The organism is Streptomyces sp. NBC_01257 (assembly GCF_035917255.1).
Lineage (GTDB): Bacteria > Actinomycetota > Actinomycetes > Streptomycetales > Streptomycetaceae > Streptomyces.
The window spans coordinates 5,828,242-5,847,499 of sequence record NZ_CP108472.1 but is presented as its reverse complement, the minus strand read 5'-3'; the positions used below and the strand labels follow the sequence as shown (position 1 = coordinate 5,847,499).

At 71.0% G+C, this 19,258-nt stretch carries 15 protein-coding genes; 9 read left to right on the top strand and 6 right to left on the bottom strand.

From position 1 onward, the window contains the following. The first annotated feature begins 18 nt into the window (after nucleotides 1-18). Nucleotides 19-279, top strand: a complete 261-nt coding sequence (locus OG408_RS25550; protein WP_266782295.1) for an exodeoxyribonuclease VII small subunit — start codon at nucleotides 19-21, stop codon at nucleotides 277-279. Nucleotides 280-479: 200 nt separating this feature from the next. After that, nucleotides 480-1,070 (top strand): malonic semialdehyde reductase, encoded by a 591-nt coding sequence (locus OG408_RS25545; RefSeq protein ID WP_266782293.1) that lies wholly within the window; start codon nucleotides 480-482, stop codon nucleotides 1,068-1,070. A 110-nt stretch (nucleotides 1,071-1,180) separates the two neighbouring features. Here OG408_RS25545 and OG408_RS25540 read toward each other — a convergent pair whose 3' ends face one another. Beyond that, complete coding sequence (locus tag OG408_RS25540; protein ID WP_266782291.1) at nucleotides 1,181-1,699, bottom strand: DUF4245 domain-containing protein; 519 nt, start codon at nucleotides 1,697-1,699, stop codon at nucleotides 1,181-1,183. Nucleotides 1,700-1,840: 141 nt separating this feature from the next. Between OG408_RS25540 and glpX the strand changes: the two genes are divergently transcribed. After that, the gene (gene glpX / locus OG408_RS25535) at nucleotides 1,841-2,872 is read left to right on the top strand and encodes a class II fructose-bisphosphatase (protein WP_148020488.1); all 1,032 of its coding nucleotides are present in this window, start codon (nucleotides 1,841-1,843) and stop codon (nucleotides 2,870-2,872) included. A gap of 154 nt (nucleotides 2,873-3,026) precedes the next feature. Here the strand turns inward: glpX and OG408_RS25530 are convergent, their stop codons facing one another. Beyond that, on the bottom strand, nucleotides 3,027-3,398 hold the full coding sequence (locus OG408_RS25530; protein WP_266782288.1) for a WhiB family transcriptional regulator: 372 nt from the start codon (nucleotides 3,396-3,398) through the stop codon (nucleotides 3,027-3,029). Nucleotides 3,399-3,635: 237 nt separating this feature from the next. Beyond that, nucleotides 3,636-4,301, bottom strand: coding sequence for a DUF1707 SHOCT-like domain-containing protein (locus OG408_RS25525; RefSeq protein ID WP_266782286.1), 666 nt, complete (start codon nucleotides 4,299-4,301; stop codon nucleotides 3,636-3,638). Between the two features lie 217 nt (nucleotides 4,302-4,518). Here OG408_RS25525 and OG408_RS25520 point away from each other — a divergent pair, with 217 nt between their 5' ends. Next, nucleotides 4,519-6,186, top strand: coding sequence for a fumarate hydratase (locus tag OG408_RS25520; RefSeq protein ID WP_285572154.1), 1,668 nt, complete (start codon nucleotides 4,519-4,521; stop codon nucleotides 6,184-6,186). A 49-nt stretch (nucleotides 6,187-6,235) separates the two neighbouring features. On the opposite strand, the gene OG408_RS25515 is transcribed toward OG408_RS25520, so the two are convergent. Further along, nucleotides 6,236-7,252, bottom strand: a complete 1,017-nt coding sequence (locus tag OG408_RS25515; RefSeq protein ID WP_326672152.1) for a LuxR C-terminal-related transcriptional regulator — start codon at nucleotides 7,250-7,252, stop codon at nucleotides 6,236-6,238. Between the two features lie 158 nt (nucleotides 7,253-7,410). Between OG408_RS25515 and OG408_RS25510 the strand changes: the two genes are divergently transcribed. Next, the gene (locus OG408_RS25510) at nucleotides 7,411-8,661 is read left to right on the top strand and encodes an MFS transporter (protein WP_442806063.1); all 1,251 of its coding nucleotides are present in this window, start codon (nucleotides 7,411-7,413) and stop codon (nucleotides 8,659-8,661) included. Between the two features lie 426 nt (nucleotides 8,662-9,087). Then, nucleotides 9,088-10,389, top strand: a complete 1,302-nt coding sequence (locus OG408_RS25505) for a M18 family aminopeptidase (protein WP_266782279.1) — start codon at nucleotides 9,088-9,090, stop codon at nucleotides 10,387-10,389. 47 nt (nucleotides 10,390-10,436) lie between these two features. Here the strand turns inward: OG408_RS25505 and OG408_RS25500 are convergent, their stop codons facing one another. Continuing rightward, on the bottom strand, nucleotides 10,437-11,963 hold the full coding sequence (locus OG408_RS25500) for a ricin-type beta-trefoil lectin domain protein (protein WP_326672148.1): 1,527 nt from the start codon (nucleotides 11,961-11,963) through the stop codon (nucleotides 10,437-10,439). 305 nt (nucleotides 11,964-12,268) lie between these two features. Here OG408_RS25500 and OG408_RS25495 point away from each other — a divergent pair, with 305 nt between their 5' ends. From OG408_RS25495 to OG408_RS25485, 3 genes are all read left to right on the top strand, one after another. Continuing rightward, nucleotides 12,269-13,684, top strand: a complete 1,416-nt coding sequence (locus tag OG408_RS25495) for a class II fumarate hydratase (RefSeq protein ID WP_266782275.1) — start codon at nucleotides 12,269-12,271, stop codon at nucleotides 13,682-13,684. Nucleotides 13,685-13,728: 44 nt separating this feature from the next. Further along, the gene (gene fomD, locus OG408_RS25490; RefSeq protein ID WP_266782273.1) at nucleotides 13,729-14,427 is read left to right on the top strand and encodes a cytidylyl-2-hydroxypropylphosphonate hydrolase; all 699 of its coding nucleotides are present in this window, start codon (nucleotides 13,729-13,731) and stop codon (nucleotides 14,425-14,427) included. 386 nt (nucleotides 14,428-14,813) lie between these two features. After that, a complete protein-coding gene (locus tag OG408_RS25485) occupies nucleotides 14,814-16,712 on the top strand; it encodes a SpoIIE family protein phosphatase (RefSeq protein ID WP_266782271.1) in 1,899 nt (632 codons plus the stop codon). A 93-nt stretch (nucleotides 16,713-16,805) separates the two neighbouring features. On the opposite strand, the gene OG408_RS25480 is transcribed toward OG408_RS25485, so the two are convergent. Further along, complete coding sequence (locus OG408_RS25480; protein WP_285572167.1) at nucleotides 16,806-19,103, bottom strand: transglycosylase domain-containing protein; 2,298 nt, start codon at nucleotides 19,101-19,103, stop codon at nucleotides 16,806-16,808. Nucleotides 19,104-19,258: the final 155 nt, after the last annotated feature.

Genomic DNA, 19,258 nt, shown 5'->3' with positions numbered 1-19,258 from the left:
ACGCATAAGGTGGATCACATGACGGACGACGGGACGGCTGCGGCCACGGGCACGCTCGGCTACGAGCAGGCGCGCGACGAGCTGATCGAGGTGGTGCGCCGGCTGGAGGCGGGCGGGACCTCGCTGGAGGACTCCCTCGCGCTGTGGGAGCGCGGCGAGGAGCTGGCCAAGGTGTGCCGGCACTGGCTGGAGGGCGCGCGGGCCCGTCTCGACGCGGCCCTCGCGGGGCCCGCCGACGCCGAGGAGAGCGCCGGGGGCGCGGACGCCGACGCGGGCTGAGTCCCGGCAGGGAACGGGGCGGGGCTGACACAGATACCGACACGGCGCCGCAGGGACAGAAGGGCGCGAAACGGCGCAAGACCTTCGCGTTGTGGAGTGGGTCACTCCCTCACCGTTTTAGTTGAAAGTTAACCTACCTCTCCCGTACCGTGGCGTGTGTTGCTTGATCCCCCGTGTACGTCCGGAAGGTAATACGCAAGATGTCCCTCGTTCTTGACCCCGCCGCCCAGGACCTCCTCTTCCGCGAGGCCCGCACCGCCAACACCTTCACCGACGAGCCGGTGACCGAGGAGCAGGTCCAGGCGATCTACGACCTGGTCAAGTACGGCCCCACCGCGTTCAACCAGTCGCCGCTGCGCGTCGTCCTGGTCCGCTCGGACGAGGCCCGCGCGCGCCTCGTCCCGCACATGGCCGAGGGCAACCGTCCGAAGACCTCGTCCGCCCCGCTGGTCGCGATCCTGGCCGCCGACAACGAGTTCCACGAGGAGCTCCCGTCCCTGCTGCCTCACTTCCCGCAGGCCAAGGACATGTTCTTCTCCGAGCGCCCGGTCCGCGAGTCGGCCGCCACCCTGAACGGCGCCCTGCAGGCCGCCTACTTCATCATCGGCGTCCGCGCCGCCGGCCTGGCCGCGGGCCCGATGACCGGCTACGACGCCGCGGGCATCGAGAAGGAGTTCCTCGACGGCGACCACAACGTGCTGATGGTCGTCAACATCGGCAAGCCGGGCGAGGACGCCTGGTTCCCCCGCTCGCCGCGTCTCGCGTTCGACGAGGTCGTCAAGACCGTCTGAGCCCCGCCGCCCCCTTCACCGGAGGCGTGCACGGCGTACGAGGAAGGCCCTGGAGCAACTGCTCCAGGGCCTTCCTCGTACGTGCGCCGGAAAGCGCGGCCGCGCCGCCGTCAGGACGTCTTGAGCGACGCCGCCATCTCCGCCAGCCGTGCCGTCGAGGCGGACCCGGTCACGACCGTGGTCGCGCCCTTCTCCTGGCGCACGAGGGCGTCGTACTTCGGCCCCTCCCAGTGCTGCCAGGTCTCCCCGGCCACCTGCTGCGTGCGCCCGGTGTCCTTCGCCTTCTGGCTGACGTCGGTGATGTACTTCTTCGCCGGGGACGTGGACTGCTCCACCGCGACGTACTTGCCGTCGGGGTCCAGGAAGCCCAGGTGCCAGCTGTCGCCCGCCTCGCGGTCGTAACCGACCGAGGTGGGCTTCCAGTCCTGCGCCAGACCGCTCGGGGCGGCGACCGGGTACGGGGCCGCGCGTCGCGCGGTCAGGAGCTCGACCCGGTAGTCGACCGCCTTGACCGGGTCGGCCTTGTCGTCGTGCGGAACGAAGATGTAGACGACCCCCGCCACGGCGGCGATCACCGCCAACGACAGGAACATGTCCCGCACTGTCTGCTTGCCTCGCTTGCTTGCCACGGGTCCATCGTCGCATCAGCTCCGGCGGGACCGAATCGGGGGCATCCGCTCATTCGTGACCCGGTCTGCTCATTTTATCGACCTGACGATAGAGTCACACCACCCTCATCCGGTCGTCGTCGTACAGAAAGGTGCGCTCCGATGTCCGAGCATCATCTGCCGTCCCAGCTGGAGGTCTCCCCGGAGGCCCCCGACCGCAACCTCGCCCTGGAGCTCGTCCGGGTCACCGAGGCCGCCGCCATGGCCGCCGGGCGCTGGGTCGGCCGCGGGGACAAGATCGGCGCCGACGGCGCCGCCGTGAAGGCCATGCGGACCCTCGTCTCCACCGTGTCGATGAACGGCATCGTCGTCATCGGTGAGGGCGAGAAGGACGAAGCCCCCATGCTGTTCAACGGCGAGCGCGTCGGTGACGGCACCGGTCCCGAGGTCGACATCGCCGTCGACCCGATCGACGGCACGACCCTGAACGCCAAGGGCATGCCCAACGCGATCGCCGTGCTGGCCGCCGCCGACCGGGGCGCGATGTTCGACCCGTCCGCGGTCTTCTACATGGACAAGCTGGTCACCGGCCCCGAGGCCGCCGACTTCGTCGACATCAACGCCCCCGTCTCGGTGAACATCCGCCGGGTCGCGAAGGCGAAGAACTCCATGCCCGAGGACGTCACCGTCGTCATCCTCGACCGTCCGCGCCACGAGGGAATCGTCCGGGAGATCCGGGAGACCGGCGCCCGGATCAAGTTCATCTCCGACGGCGATGTCGCGGGCTCGATCATGGCGGCCCGGGAGGGCACCGGCGTCGACCTGCTGATGGGCATCGGCGGCACGCCCGAGGGCATCATCTCGGCCTGCGCCATAAAGTGCCTCGGCGGTGTCATCCAGGGCAAGCTCTGGCCGAAGGACGAAGCCGAACGGCAGCGCGCCCTGGACGCCGGGCACGACCTGGACCGGGTGCTGTCGACGGACGACCTGGTCAGCGGCGACAACGTGTTCTTCGTCGCGACGGGCATCACCGACGGCGAACTGATGCGCGGCGTGCGCTACCGCGCCGAGACGGCGACCACCGAGTCGATCGTCATGCGGTCCAAGTCGGGCACCATCCGCAAGATCGACTCCACCCACCGGCTGTCGAAGCTGCGCGCCTACAGCGCGATCGACTTCGACCGCGCGAAGTGACCCCGCCGCGCGTGAGGTGACACGGCGCCCGCACCCGGGCCCCTGACGCACGAAGAGGCGCCCCCCATGTGCGGTGGGGGCGCCTCTTCGTGCTCAGGTCACGTCAACGGCGGGGGCACACCGACGTCGTGCGTCCGGCGGCCTCGTACGTCCGTCAGCCGGCCGCGGCGATGTGGCCGGTCGCACCGGACGCCTTGAGCTCCGCCTCGCGCCGCCTGCGGCGGGCGAGCGCCACACGGCGTTCGGCAGCGGTGAGGCCGCCCCACACTCCGTACGGCTCGGGCTGCATCAAGGCGTGTTCCCGGCATTCGACCATCACCGGACAGCGCGCGCAGACCCGCTTCGCGGACTCCTCACGCGACAGGCGGGCAGCCGTCGGCTCCTTCGACGGGGCGAAGAACAGCCCGGCTTCGTCCCGGCGGCACACCGCCTCCGAGTGCCAGGGACCGGTCTGGTCCTCCCGAGCGGGGGTCCGCTGGGGAGGAACGGCGGCGACCTGCAGGGGCTGATGCGGCAGATGCAGCACGATCTACTCCTGACGACGGCTTCGCGAGCGAGAGACGATGCAGCACTCCCTACCCGCTGTGCGCACGCCTATGCACTGAGTGGCACTCAGTTCCGGACCACGGAATTGCGGTCGAGCGCGCTTTCGGCCTGAATCCGTACCCACGCGCCACCCCATGGCCGGCATGAGTCACTCGTTGTCAGGCGGTCAAACCGTCTTGCCGTCGCGTCATCACACCGTCAGGCCGTCACGCCCCACTCAGTGGCCGAGGTGTTTGCGCAACCGGTCCTGCAGATCCGCAATGAACTTGCCGCGCTTGGGCTTTGCCTCGACGGAGCCGAACACCGAATATCCGTTGACGACGACCACGGGCGCTTCGGGATCGGCGGATTCCAGGGTGACGACTTCGAAATTGCCGAAGATTCCCGTTCCGCTGCCGCGCAGCGAGATGTTCTCGGGGACCCTGATCTCCACACTTCCGAAGACGGACGTCGCGTTGATCACGGTGAGCCGTTGGCCGAAAAGAGCTTCGGTCAGGTCGATTTCCACACTGCCGAACAGCGAGAAGGCGTTCGTGCGTCCGCCGACCCGCCAGCGCCCCTTGCGGCTGGAACTGCTGAAGATCGCCACCAGGTTGTCGGCGGGGCCCGTCGGGCTCTCGGGGCTGTGGGCGTACGAGGCGCCGACCGCCCTGGGCGTTCCACCCGGCGTCGGCAGGTCCCGTACCAGCGGTTCCAGCTCACCGACGGTCTTGGCGCGGTACACGGAGTCGACCCGCTCGGCGTGCTCGTCGGCGGTCAGCCGGCCCTCGGCCATCGCCTCCCGCAGGATGTCCGCGATCCGGTCACGGTCCGCGTCGGAGGCGCGGATGACGTCGGGTTCCGCCGGCGCGGTGGGCTGCTGGGGGTGCTTTTCGAGGTCCACCGGCCCAGCGTACCCAAACGCGATAGATCGCGACTAGGGGGCGGCGGGCGCGGCGGACACCGATCGCGGGACGCGGCCGGCACCGGACGACGGCCCGGAGCGGCCGCCGTCCGGTGAGCCCTACCTCACAAGCCCGCCGCCCCCGCGGGGTCCTACCCTGGTGGGTGCGCTGCCCAAGGGAGGTCAGCCGCTGTCTGCCGAGTGAGGAATGGCCGTAATGCCAGAGTTTGCGTACTCCGATCTGCTCCCCCTGGGAGAGGACACCACGCCGTACCGCCTGGTCACCGCCGAGGGTGTGTCCACCTTCGAGGCCGACGGACGGACGTTCCTCAAGGTCGAGCCGGAGGCGCTGCGCACCCTGGCCGCCGAGGCCATGCACGACATCTCGCACTACCTGCGGCCCGCGCACCTCGCGCAGCTGCGGCGCATCGTGGACGACCCCGAGGCCTCGTCCAACGACAAGTTCGTCGCGCTCGACCTGCTGAAGAACGCGAACATCGCCGCCGCGGGTGTCCTGCCGATGTGCCAGGACACCGGCACCGCGATCGTCATGGGCAAGCGCGGGCAGAACGTGCTGACCGAGGGCGGTGACGAGGAGGCCCTGTCGCACGGCATCTTCGACGCGTACACCAAGCTCAACCTGCGCTACTCGCAGATGGCCCCGCTGAACATGTGGGACGAGAAGAACACCGGCTCCAACCTCCCGGCCCAGATCGAGCTGTACGCGACCGACGGCGGCGCGTACAAGTTCCTCTTCATGGCCAAGGGCGGCGGCTCGGCCAACAAGTCGTTCCTGTTCCAGGAGACCAAGGCGGTCCTCAACGAGGCCTCCATGATGAAGTTCCTGGAGCAGAAGATCCGCTCCCTGGGCACGGCCGCCTGCCCGCCGTACCACCTGGCGATCGTCGTCGGCGGTACGTCCGCCGAGTTCGCGCTGAAGACCGCGAAGTACGCATCCGCGCACTACCTGGACGAGCTGCCCGCCGAGGGTTCGCCCACCGGGCACGGGTTCCGCGACAAGGAGCTGGAGCAGAAGGTCTTCGAGCTGACGCAGAAGATCGGCATCGGCGCGCAGTTCGGCGGCAAGTACTTCTGCCACGACGTGCGCGTCGTCCGCCTGCCGCGCCACGGCGCCTCCCTCCCCGTCGCCATCGCCGTGTCCTGCTCGGCCGACCGCCAGGCCACCGCGAAGATCACCGCCGAGGGCGTCTTCCTGGAGCAGCTGGAGAAGGACCCGGCCCGCTTCCTCCCCGACACCACCGACGAGCACCTCGACGAGGCGGGTGACGTCGTGCGGATCGACCTCAACCGGCCGATGGACGACATCCTCGCCGAGCTGACCAAGTACCCGGTCAAGACCCGGCTCTCGCTGACCGGCCCGCTGGTCGTGGCGCGCGACATCGCGCACGCCAAGATCAAGGAGCGGCTGGACGCGGGCGAGGAGATGCCGCAGTACCTGAAGGATCACCCGGTGTACTACGCCGGACCGGCCAAGACGCCCGAGGGCTACGCCTCCGGTTCCTTCGGCCCGACGACGGCCGGCCGGATGGACAGCTACGTCGCGCAGTTCCAGGCTGCGGGCGGCTCCAAGGTGATGCTGGCGAAGGGCAACCGGTCCCAGCAGGTCACCGACGCGTGCGACGCGCACGGCGGCTTCTACCTCGGCTCGATCGGCGGCCCGGCGGCCCGGCTGGCCCAGGACTGCATCAAGAAGGTCGAGGTCGTCGAGTACGAGGAGCTCGGCATGGAGGCGGTCTGGCGGATCGAGGTCGAGGACTTCCCGGCGTTCGTCGTCGTCGACGACAAGGGCAACGACTTCTTCACCGAGCCGGCCCCCGCACCGACGTTCACCAGCATCCCGGTGCGCGGCCCCGGCCTCGCCTGACCTGAGCACCTGCGGCTGAGGGGCGTACCGGCAGCGGCCGGTACGCCCCTCAGCCGTCGAGCAGTCCCGACGTCGCGACCAGATAGCCGAGTTGGGCACGGCTGGTGCTGCCCAGTTGCTCGGAGACCTTCCGCATGTGCTCGGCGACGCTGCGGCGGCTCATCCCGATCCGCCGGGCGATCGAGGCGTCCGTCTCGCCGTTGACCACCGCGAGCAGGATGGCGCGCTGCAGGTCGGACGTGATGACGGGGGTGCGCAGCGGTGCCCGCTCGGGCCGGACCGGCACCGCGCGGGCCCACGCCTCGTCGAAGGCGCGGGCGAGGAAGCGGACCAGCGACGGGTGCTGGATGCGCAGGGCCTGCTGCGGCTCGTCGGAGAAGGGGACGAAGGCGAGGTCCCCGTCGAAGACCATGACCCGGTCGGTCACCTCGGCGAGCGTCCTGATCTCCGCCCCCTCGGTGCTCACCTGCTCGATGTACGAGAGGGTGGCGCGGTCGGAGCGGACGGTGTGCTGGTAGATCGTCCGCTGCCGGACGCCGCGGCGCAGGTTGCCCAGGTCCCGGGTCAGGGCCTCCTCCAGCACATCCGCGGGACGGCTGCCCCCGGGGTGGGCGGTGCGGACCTCCTGGCGGCAGCCGCCCACGGCCGCGTCCAGTGCCTTGCTGATGACGGCCGCGCCGGAGAGCCGGGTGAGGGCCGGCTGCTGTGTCCGGTGCACCTCCGCGTACAGCGCCTCGAAGACGGAGAGCGAGGCGCGGGTGGCGCGCAGCGTGCGCCGGTGATCCAGGATGGCCTCCTGGAGCGGGGCGAGCGCGGCGTACGACGCCGTCTCCGGCGGCACGGGCATCATGAATCCCGGTGATCCGCGGTCCGCGACCATCAGCTGGAGCGCCCGCAGACAGCCGGTCACCTCGTCCTGCGGAAGGCTTCCCGCCACGAGCGCGCGCCGGTAGGTCGCGAGCGCCGCCTCGCACGGCCGCTCCGGCGCGGGCCGGTCCCGTGCGGAGCCGCCCGACGACGATTCGCGGCAATCACATGCCGGTGTGCTGGAATGATCGTCCTTCACAAGTATGCAGATTACCTTTGTGCATACGGGACGACGGCGGAGAGCGGCACCACCTCGACGACCATGAGGAGGTGACACCCGGCACCGAGCACTCCGTCAGCCGGCCTACCGGCGAATCCGTCAACTCCCCGCGCGGGGAGCGGCGTTATCGATTCCTCGTGACCGGTTATGCCATCTCCTCGTACGGCACGTTCCTCAATATGGTGGCGCTCAATCTGTTCGTCTACGAGACGACGGGGCGGGCTCTCGCCATGGGGCTGTTCATGGCCGTCCGGCTGGGTTCCGGATTTGCCGCCGGGCTGGCCGCGGGTGGCCTGCTCGCCCGTTTCACCGCGAAAAGCGTGATGCTCTGGACGAATATCGCGCAGGCGGCGGTGATGCTGCTGCTGGTCTTCGCGCCGGACGGGCTGCGCACGGCGGCGCTGGTCGCCGTGTCGGTGGTGGTCGGGTCCTGCGGGACGCTGTTCATGGTGTCGCTGCGCAGTTCCATTCCCGAGATGGTGGGCGAGGACCGGCGCTCCTGGGCGAACTCGCTGTCGATCACCGGGCGTTCGCTCGCCATGGTGGCCGGCTTCGCCTCGGCGGGTGTCGTCGTCTCGCTCGTCGGGTACACCGCCGCGTTCGTGGTGGACATGGCGACGTTCGCGGTCTGCGCGGTGACGGTGGGACTGCTGCCGATCGCGGGCGGCGGCCGCGGCAAGCCGGCGCGGGCGGACGCCGAGGCCGGCGCAGAAGCGGAACCGGAAGCCGAAGCGGAGGCGGAACCCGGCTCGCCCCGGCCGGCCCGGCGGCGGATGCCCGTCGCGCTCGTCGCCCTGGCCGCCGCACCCGGACTCGGGCTGATGGTGGCGCTGCGCGGGGTGGACGCCCTCGGCTCGTCCTCGCACAACGCCGCGCTGCCCGTCTACTCCAGCGAGCTCGACTCCTCGCACCCCGCCGTGTTCGTCAGCGCGTTCTGGTGCCTGTGGGCGCTCGGCAACATCGTGGCGCAGCAGTTGATCCAGCGGTACGGGCGGCGCACCGGACGTACCGTCGGCGCACTGGGCTTCGGCTACGGCACGTGTCTGATGTCGGGGGCGTTCATCCTGGCGTTCGCGGGGTTCCCGCTGGTGGCCACGGCGGTGATCGCCCTGGTCGCCGGGGCCGCCGACGGGCTGACCGAGGTGTCGTACACCTCGCATCTGCAGACCTTGCCGGCCGGGCTGCGGGCCCACGCCTTCGGGCTGTCCGCGACGGTGGAGAACCTGGGCTTCGGCGCCGGGATGATCACCGTCGCTGCGGCGCTCGACCGGTTCAGCCCGCTGACGGTCGTCGGCTGGTCCCACGGTGTCGCCCTGCTGGTCGCGGTGGTGTTCCTGATCCGGGTGACGGGGCTGCGCAGGACGGCGCCGGGCCCGACGGTGCCATGAGGGCGGCCGGGCCGTCCGCGTACGACGGAATTCAGCCAATCTCGCGGCATGCGGTCCGACAGCGCCCGCCACGCTCCCGGAACCGGATCGTGCGACCGGCCGGGTCCGTACCGGTCCGGGAGCGGGCCGGTGCCGCCCGGGACCTGCGGGCCGGGCCGCACTCCACCGCGCCGGTCAGGACGCTCCCACCCGCGCACACCGCAGCCGCACCACCGCTTTCGCGCAGGGGGCCGTCCGTCCGGCTTGCGGGACACCGGGCCGATGCGGTGAGTTGTCCGGCGTGGCCGGAGAACGCCGCCCCCGCACCTTCCGTTCCTCCGTACCGGGACCCGCCCTCCCCCGGTGCCACCACGCCCCCCGCCGTCCGAACCTCTCGTGCCTGCCCGAACCACCCTCACCGTCCCACTCCGGAAAGGCGGACACCGCATGACGCCGGTCCCCCACCGCAGCCATGCCGACGACCTGCTCTCCTTCATCAGGGCCAGTCCTTCGCCGTACCACGCCGTGGCGAGCGCCGCCCAGCGGCTGGAGAAGGCCGGCTTCCGTGAGCTGCGGGGCACGGACGACTGGACGGGCACCACGGGCGGCAGCTTCGTCGTCCGCGGCGGCGCGCTGATCGCCTGGTACGCCCCCGAGGGCGTGCCCGCCCACACCCCGTTCCGGATCATCGGCACCCACACCGACTCCCCGAACCTGCGGATCAAGCCCGCCCCCGACAACGGCTCGGCCGGCTGGCGGCAGGTCGCGGTGGAGATCTACGGCGGCGTGCCGCTCAACACCTGGCTCGACCGCGACCTGGGCATCTCCGGGCGGCTGGCCCTGCGCGGCTCCGGCGGCCGGACCGAGTCCCGGCTGGTCCAGATCGACGAGCCGCTGCTGCGGGTGCCCCAGCTGGCGATCCATCTCGACCGGTCCGTCAACGACGGCCTCGCTCTGGACCGGCAGCGCCACATCGCCCCGGTCTGGTCGCTCGGCGAGCCCGACGAGGGGGCGCTGCTGCGCCGGGTCGCGGCGGCGGCGGAGGCCGATCCGGACGAGGTGCTGGGCTGGGACCTGATGCTCCACGACATCCAGCCGCCCGGATACCTGGGCGCGGAGCGGGAGTTCCTGGTGTCCTCGCGGCTGGACAACCTGGTCTCGGTGCACGCGGGCGTCACCGCGCTGGTCGCCGCGTCGGGAGCGGCCGGGGAGCCCGCGTTCATCCCGGTGCTGGCGGCCTTCGACCACGAGGAGGTCGGCAGCGGCTCGGACACGGGTGCGCAGAGCCCCCTGCTGGAGCATGTGCTGAGCCGGTCCGTCACGGCCCGGGGCGGCAGCTCCGAGGACTGGCCGCGGGCCCTGGCCGGCGCCTTCTGCGTCTCGGCCGACATGGCGCACGCGGTCCACCCCAACTACGCGGAGCGCCACGACCCCGGCCACCGCCCGCTGCCCAACGGCGGCCCCACGGTCAAGGTCAACGTCAATCAGCGCTACGCCACCGACTCGACCGGGATCGCGGTGTTCGCGGCGGCGTGCGAGCGGGCGGGTGCGCCCTGGCAGCCGTTCGTCTCGAACAACGCGATGCCGTGCGGCACCTCCATCGGCCCGCTGACCGCGGCCCGGCTGGGTGTGCAGACCGTCGACGTGGGGGTGCCGGGCCTGTCGATGCACTCGGCGCGCGAGCTGTGCGGGTCGGACGACCCGGGGTACCTGGCGGCGATCCTCGGCGCGTTCGTGACCGCCGGCTGAGCGGTACGGGGAGGGGTGCACGCTCCTCCCCGTACCGCCGGGAACGGTTACGCGAAGCGCTGCTGCGCGCTGCCGTCGCACGGCTGGAGCCGCAGCGGGTCGTGCGCGCCCGCCAGGGTGGCGCACAGCCCGGTCGACGCGGCCGGGCGCAGGGTGCCCGACTGCCGGACGAACTGCTGGTTGGCCGCGCCCGAGCAGTTGTAGAGGATGAGGGCCGCGCCCGCCGTGTATTTCGCGCCCGGTACGTCCAGGCAGCGGTCGTGGCTCAGTTCCGTACGGAGGTTCTTCGTACCGGAGTCGTACCACCAGCCCTGGTTGCGGCCGCCGTGGCACTCCCAGCCGGTGACGCCGGTGTTGTTGCGGGTGACGGATGCGGGGACGTCCAGGCAGCTGCCCGTCGCCTCGCCGCGCAGGGGCTTGAAGGCGTCGTCCCAGGCGGTGGCCTGGAGCACGGGCTTTCCGGTGCTCGCCGGGTCGGCGCAGCTCGCCTCACGCAGGCCGGAGTTGTAGATCTGGGTCAGGCAGGAGGCGAAGGCGCCGTGGCCTGCCGCGTTCGGGTGGAAGGACTGCCGGAGGGAGTTGGAGTCCGGCGGGAAGTGCGAGAGGTCGATGTAGAGCCCGCGGGCCCAGGTGGACTCGCTGCAGACCTCGTGGCCGTGGAAGAGCCGGGAGTTGTCGAGGTAGACGGCTCCGGTGTCGGCCGCGGCCCTGCGCATGCCGCGCTCGAAGGCGGGCACGGCGGTGTTGCGGCCCCATGCGGCGTCGGAGTCGTATCCGGCGCAGCCGCCGGGAAGCTTGCCGGGGAAGTTCGGGTTGTCGTAGAAGTCCGGGCCGATGGGGCTCGGGTAGCCCATGACGACGAGCTTGTAGTCGCTGTCGGCGTAACCGGCGCCGGTCATCACCGTCCGCAGGTCGCGCACGGTCGTCTCGACCTTGGGGACGAGTCCGTCGACACGGGCCTGCCAGCCGCCCTCGTACTTGGGCTGACACGTCCCCTGGATGAGGACCCAGCGCTCGACGCAGTCCGTCATGACCGGGCCGAACTGGAGGTCGTCGTTGGCACCCGCCACCAGCACGATCATCTTGATGCGGGTATTGCGCGCCTTGATGGCCAGGCTGTCGCTCTGCACCAGCTCGTCGGCGTACTGCTTGGCGCCGCCGATGACGATGTTTCCGGTGTACGCGCCCGAGCACGAGACGTTGTACGTGACGTCGGCCGGGATGCCGGTGCGGTGGATGGCGGAGTCGGGAGAGCGGTGGCACCAGTTGTCGGGCCCGTTGGTGCCCGCCTCGTACGTGCCGACGCCCTCGCCCGAGATCTCGCTGTCGCCGAGCGAGATGAGCCCGGTCTTGCGGTCGGCGAGCGGCCGCTCGGCGGGGTCGCCGTACAGCCGGGTGGCCTCGGCGGCGCGGACGGCCTCCAGTTCGGGCGGCAGCGGGGTGGATGCGGTAGTGCCGGTACCGGGCTGGGCGGCGCCCGCCGGTCCGGCGGCGGCCGTCATCCCGCCCAGCGCCGCCGCCGTGGCCGCGACGGCCGCGACCGTACATCGGAGCCGGTATCCGGTGCGTCTCATTGCGCCTCCCGAGGTTGTGGTTACCCCCGGTATTTACTGGCCGGTAGGCAACTTGGGAATACATAGAACAAGACAAGTGCTCATCTTTTTCAGGAGCGCCCGGGAAGTGGTGGGCGGAAGAAGGAGCGGGGCTGGGTGCGTGCAGCTGCAAGGCGGAGGATTGAGGCAACGCTGTGGGGTCTCCCCTGCTCGGGCGAAGCCGAGAGCGTGGGGAAGTTGTTGACTGACGACAACGCCGCAGATGTGCGTGCCCAGGCACGCGACGCCGCCCACCACTTCCCGGGCGGCCCTAAGGAGGTTGAACGATGACGGACGAGGGAAACACCGCAGCGGCCGGCGAGGACTACCGCATCGAGCATGACTCGATGGGCGAGGTGCGGGTCCCCGCGGACGCGAAGTGGCGGGCCCAGACCCAGCGGGCCGTGGAGAACTTCCCGATCTCCGGGCAGCGTCTCGAGCGGACCCACATCGAGGCCCTGGCCAGGGTCAAGGCGGCCGCGGCCAAGGTGAACGCCGAGCTGAAGGTCCTCGACCCGGAGATCGCCGGGGCCATCCAGGAGGCCGCGGCGGAGGTCGCCGACGGCCGGTGGGACGCGCACTTCCCGATCGACGTCTTCCAGACCGGCTCCGGCACCTCGTCGAACATGAACACCAACGAGGTCCTGGCCACGCTCGCCACCGAGCGCCTCGGCCGGGAGGTCCATCCCAACGACCACGTCAACGCCTCGCAGTCCTCGAACGACGTGTTCCCCTCCTCCATCCACATCGCCGCGACCGGCGCGGTGACGGGTGAGCTGATCCCCGCCCTGGACCATCTGGCGGCGGCGCTGGAGCGCAAGTCCGTCGAGTTCGCGGCGGTCGTGAAGTCGGGGCGTACGCATCTGATGGACGCGACCCCGGTCACGCTCGGCCAGGAGTTCGGCGGGTACGCGGCACAGATCCGCTACGGCATCGAGCGGCTGTACGCCTCGCTTCCCCGCCTCGCCGAGCTGCCGCTGGGCGGCACCGCCGTCGGCACGGGCATCAACACCCCGCCCGGCTTCTCCGCCGCCGTCATCGCCGAGGTCGCCCGGGCCACCGGCCTGCCGCTCACCGAGGCCCGCGACCACTTCGAGGCCCAGGGCGCGCGGGACGGTCTCGTGGAGACCTCCGGCCAGCTCCGCACGATCGCGGTCTCGCTCACCAAGATCTCCAACGACCTGCGCTGGATGGCCTCGGGCCCGCGCACCGGTCTGGCCGAGATCAGCCTGCCCGACCTCCAGCCGGGCTCCTCGATCATGCCCGGCAAGGTGAATCCGGTCATTCCCGAGGCGGTCCTGATGGTCGCGGCCCAGGTGACGGGGAACGACGCCACGGTCGCCGCAGCGGGCGCCGCGGGCAACTTCGAGCTCAACGTCATGCTCCCGGTCATCGCGAAGAACCTGCTGGAGTCCGTCCGACTGCTCGCCAACGTCTCCCGGCTGCTCGCGGACCGCACGGTCGACGGCATCACCGCGAACGTCGAGCGGGCCAGGGAGTACGCGGAGTCCTCGCCGTCCGTCGTCACCCCGCTGAACAAGTACATCGGGTACGAGGAGGCCGCCAAGGTCGCCAAGAAGTCGCTGGCGGAGCGGAAGACGATCCGCGAGGTGGTGCTGGCCTCGGGATACGTCGAGCGCGGGGACCTCACCGTGGAACAGCTCGACGAGGCCCTGGACGTGTTGCGTATGACCCGCCCGTGATGTGCATCGCTGCGGCGGGACGGCTCCGTCACTAAGATCTCTCCATGACAGGTACCGGAGAGACCGAGCGCTGGGCGCCGGGTGATCAGATCCTGTGGCGCTACCGCGGCAACGGACCGCTGCGGCACGGCCCCGGGCCCGGCCCGGCCCCCAATCCCGTGCACATCTGCCGCCCCGTCACCGTCGTCCAGGACACCGACGAGCTGCTCGCCGTCTGGGTCGCCCCCGGCACCGAGTGCGTGAAGCCGGTCCTGGCGGACGGCACCGAGGTGCACGCCGAGCCGCTCGCCACCCGGTACACGGCCCCCCGCACCACCGCCCGCTCGCCCTGGCTGGGCAACGGGGTGCTGAAGCTGGCCCGGCCCGGCGAGCCGTGGTCCGTCTGGCTGTTCTGGGAGCGCGGCTGGCAGTTCCGCAGCTGGTACGTGAACCTGGAGGAGCCGCGGACCCGCTGGCCCGGCGGCATCGACTCCGAGGACCACTTCCTCGACATCTCGGTCTATCCGGACCACAGCTGGCTCTGGCGCGACGAGGACGAGTTCGCCCAGGCCCAGCGGGTCGGTCTGATGACGCCCGAGGCCGCCCGGCAGGTGCGGGAGGCGGGGCAGCAGGCGGTCGGCGTCATCCGCGACTGGGGCGCGCCGTTCCGGGACGGCTGGGAGGACTGGCGGCCCGATCCGCACTGGCAGGTCCCGGCGCTGCCGGATGACTGGGACCGTACCCCCTCCCCCATGCCGTCGTGAGACCCTTGATGCACCCCAGGGGGGCAAACGTAGGATCGCCACGAGGAAAGCGGCTCCGCCCCAACCGGCGGGCGCGGCACACGACCTGACCGTAAGTCATCGAGTCATCGCACACGTTGCACGTTTCATGAACCGCATCAGTCGTATGAGTCGCACGAGTTGCCTGAATCGCATGAGCCACGACGAGGGGGTGGAGACGTGCTCGCTGTCCGCCGCCCCGGCGCCGGAAACGTTGTCACCGGCTCCCTGTGCGGACATCAGGTTTCGGCCCCGCGTTCCGGGGCACCAGATGTCAGCCGTTGTGATTGCCGCTCTTGCCGGGGCACAGTAGCGCCCCACGAGGTGATTGCCTCATACAACCGGCCCGGACGGACGGAACCCCACGCGTGACGGAGCACCCCACCTCCCACGAAGGCCGGCAGCCTCTCGCCGCCCGGTCGCAGGAACGCACCCGGCCGCGGCAGCGCGACGCCGCGGCGGCGGCGATCCCGGCCCCGGCCAAGGGCCCGAACCCGGCCGCTGCCGGTACGGGCCCCGCGGCAGGCCCCGACCCGCAGGCGGCGGCCCGCCGTGAGGGCGACCGGCTGCGCTTCGTGGGGGCCGCGACCCGGCGGATCGCCCGGGGCATAGACCTGGACGAGATCGTGCTGGGGCTGTGCCGGGCCAGTGTGCCGACCTTCTCCGACGCCATACTCGTCTACCTCCGTGACCCGCTGCCGGTCGGCGACGAGCGGCCCGTCAACCCGTTCGTGCTGCGGCTGCGCCGCTCCGACCGGCTGCGGCTGACCGACGAGGACACCGAGGGCCTGTCGGAGACGGAGCGGCTGCGGCTGCCCGGCCTCGACCCGCAGACCGATCCGACGCCCGCGGCCGAACTGTGCGAGGTTCTGGCCGGCGGTGCGCTGGCCGAGGTGCTGCGCGGGGTGCGTCCGGTCTTCGGCGACTCCGCCGCGGCCCGGGTCGCGCTGCCCGAGCTGCTCGGCGCCGACCGCACCGTGCCGTCCGGGCACCGGGCGATCCTCGCCCCGCTGCGCGGCCGCCGGCGGGTGATCGGTGCGGCCGTGTTCCTGCGCGGCACCGAGCGCCCGCCCTTCGAGGCCAACGACCTGCTGGTCGCGGCCCAGCTGGCGACGCACACCGCGCTCGGCATCGACAAGGCCGTGCTGTACGGGCGCGAGGCGTACATCGCCGACGAGCTCCAGCGCACCATGCTGCCCGACTCGCTCCCCCAGCCCACCGGGGTCCGGCTGGCCTCCCGCTACCTCCCGGCCGCGGAGACCGCCCGGGTCGGCGGCGACTGGTACGACGCGATCCCGCTGCCCGGCAGCCGGGTCGCGCTGGTCGTCGGCGACGTGATGGGCCACTCCATGACCTCCGCCGCGATCATGGGCCAGCTGCGCACCACCGCCCAGACGCTCGCCGGCCTCGACCTGCCGCCGCAGGAGGTGCTGCACCACCTCGACGAGCAGGCCCAGCGGCTCGGCAGCGACCGCATGGCGACCTGCCTGTACGCGGTGTACGACCCCGTCGCGCACCGCATCACCATCGCCAACGCCGGCCACCCGCCGCCCGTCCTGCTCCACCTCGGCGGCCGTGCCGAGGTGCTGCGGGTCCCGCCCGGCGCCCCGATCGGCGTCGGCGGCGTGGACTTCGAGGCCGTCGAGCTGGACGCGCCCGCGGGCGCCACCCTGCTCCTCTACACCGACGGTCTGGTCGAGTCGCGGCTGCGCGACGTCTGGACCGGCATCGAACAGCTGCGTGAGCGGCTCGCCGCGACCGCCCGGCTGACCGGGCCGGACCACTCGCCGCCGCTGGAGGCCCTCTGCGACGACGTGCTGGACATGCTCGGCCCGGGCGACCGGGACGACGACATCGCGCTGCTCGCCGCCCGCTTCGACGGGATCGCGCCGAGCGACGTGGCGTACTGGTTCCTGGAACCGGAGGACTCCGCCCCGGGCCGGGCCCGCAGGCTGGCCCGCCGGGCGCTGAGCCGGTGGGGGCTCGACGACATCGCGGACTCGGTGGAGCTCCTGGTCAGCGAGGTCGTGACGAACGCCGTGCGGTACGCGGAACGGCCGGTGACCCTGCGGCTGCTGCGGACCGACATCCTGCGCTGCGAGGTCGGCGACGACGCCCCGCAGCTGCCGCGGCAGCGCCGCGCCCGGGACATGGACGAGGGCGGCCGCGGTCTGTTCCTGGTGAACCGGCTGGCCCGGCGGTGGGGCGCGACCCGGCTGTCGACCGGCAAGGTCGTCTGGTTCGAGATGCCCACCCGGGGTCAGTGAACCGGCGAGGGCCACGGGCAAAGGGAACGGGCGGTGTGCGAGGAGAGAGTCCTCGCACACCGCCCGTTCCGGTCGGTCCGGTGCCCCGGCGGATCAGCGCCCCGCGGCGTCGTCCTCGTCCGGCCGGTTCTCCCCCGGCTTCGCCGGGAGCCCGACGCTGCCGGTGGGGCCCGGCTCGGTCGACGGGGAGGCCGGCGGTTCGCTCGTCGGGTCCCCCGTGGGTGAGGCGGGCGGCGAGCTGGCGGGCGACTCGGTCTCCGCCGGCGGCTCGGTCGTCGGGTCCTGGGTGGTCGGCTCGTCGGAGGGCGAGACCGTCTCGGAGGGCGACGTGGACGGGCTCGGCGAGCTGGTGTCCGGCGGCGGGGTGACCGCGGCGCCCATGTCGGTGTCGAGCACGAACTTGCTCGACTTGCCCATGGCGTGCGCGGTGAAGTCCGCCCAGATCTCGGCCGGGAAGCCACCGCCGTTGACGCGGCCGCCACCGCCGGCGCCCTTCAGGGTCACCTGGTCGCCCTTGTGGATCTTCTTGCCGTTGTCGCCCGTACGGTCGTAGGCGGCTTCGCCGAACAGTCCGACCGAGGTGACGAGATCGGGCGTGTATCCGGTGAACCAGGCCGACTTGTTGTCGTCCGACGTGCCGGTCTTGCCCGCGATCTGCTGGTCGGCGAGGCCCTCGGCGTTGCGGACCGAGCCCTGGGCCGTACCGTCGTCGACCACGCCGGTCAGCACGGAGGTCACGGAGTCCGCGGCCTGGCGGCTGATCACCTGGTCGCCGATCGCGTCGGGCATCTTCACCGGGTCGTCGCCCTGGTGCACGGCCGACTTCACGATCTGCGGGCTGACCTTCTTGCCGTGGTTGTCGAGCGTGGCGTAGATCCCGGCCATCTCCAACGGGCTGGCGCCCATGGAACCGAGCGTCTGCGCGGGCACGGCCTCCAGGTCCTTCACGTTCATGCCGAGCTCGCCGGCGGTCTGCATCACCTTGTCCATGCCGACGTCCACGCCCATCTGCGCGAAGACGGAGTTGATGGACTTGTTCATCGCCGTCTGGACGGTGACCGAGCCGTAGTCCCGGTCGTCCTCGTTCTCGGGCGAGAAGGCGATGTCGCTGCCCTCGACGGGCCGCTTGCTGGTGCCGTCGTAGCGGGTGTTGGCGGTGATCTGCCGGTCCTCCTGCGTCACCGACTCCTGGTCGAGTGCGGCGGCGAGGATGACCGGCTTGAAGGTGGAGGCGGGCTGGTAGTCGCGCCGGGCGGCGTTCGACGTCCAGTGCTCGTTCTGGCCGCGGCCGCCGTACAGCGCGAGGACCGCTCCGGTCTTCGGGTCCACCGAGACGGCACCTGCCTGGATGTCACGGTCGAGCTTGCGCTGCTTCGTGTCCAGGTTGTCGATCAGCTTCGTCTCGACCGACTTCTCCAGCTTCTGCTGCTTCTTCTTGTCGATGTTGACGGTGATCGTCCAGCCGCCGAGGTCGAACTCCTGGCTGCTGAGGCCCGTCTCCTCCAGCACCGCCTTGCGGGCCGCCTCGACGATGTAGCCCTTCTGTCCCGCGGCCCCGTTCAGCGGCTTGGGCTCCTGCGGAACCGGGAACTTCAGGCCCTGGCGCTTGCCGGAGTCCAGCCAGCCCTCCTCGACCATGTTGTCCAGCACGTAGTTCCAGCGCTCCTGGACGAGCCGCTTGCCGTTCGGTCCTGCGACGGCCCAGTCGTACTGGCTGGGCGCCTGGAGGAGGGCGGCGAGGTAGGCGCCCTGGGCCACGTTCAGCTCCTTGGCGTCCTTGCCGTAGTACGCCTGTGCCGCGGCCTGGATGCCGTAGGCCTGCCGGCCGTAGTAGCTGGTGTTGATGTACCCGGCGAGGATCTCGCTCTTCTTCTTCTTCTGGTCCACCTTCAGCGAGATGACCAGCTCTTTGAGCTTCCGGGTGACCGTCTGGTCCTGGTCGAGGTAGTAGTTCTTGACGTACTGCTGGGTGATGGTCGAGCCACCCTGCTTGCCCTTGCCGGAGAGCGTGTTCAGCAGACCGCGTGCGGTGCCTTTGAAGTCGACGCCCTGGTCCTGGTAGAAGGACTTGTTCTCGGCGGCGACGAAGGTCATCTGGACCTCCTTCGGCACCTCCGCGAGGTCCACGATCTCCCGGTTGACCTCGCCCGTCCTGGCCAGCAGAGTGCCGTCGGAGTACTTGTAGATGTTGCTCTGCAGCTTGGCCTGCGCGTTCCCCTCGGGGACGCTCACCATCATGTAGAGCACGGCGAAGGCGCCCATGCCCAGCAGGCAGACACCGAGGGCCGTGCCCAGTAGTTTCCGCCACGTGAAGAGTCTGCGTATGCCGCCGCTCTTCACGGCCCGCCGCGACCCGCGCCGCTGGGCTCGTCGCGCATCCGCTCGACCCATTGCTGTAGTGCTCCCGTTTCTCTGCTCGACCGGATCAGCTCGGACCTGCCAGCTAACACCGTTGACAAGGGCAAAAAGCGAGCGATCCAGGCTTTTCCGGACGTGACAATCAGCACCCGTTCCCAAGGGAACCGACTCACGAGAGGTGCACAGGG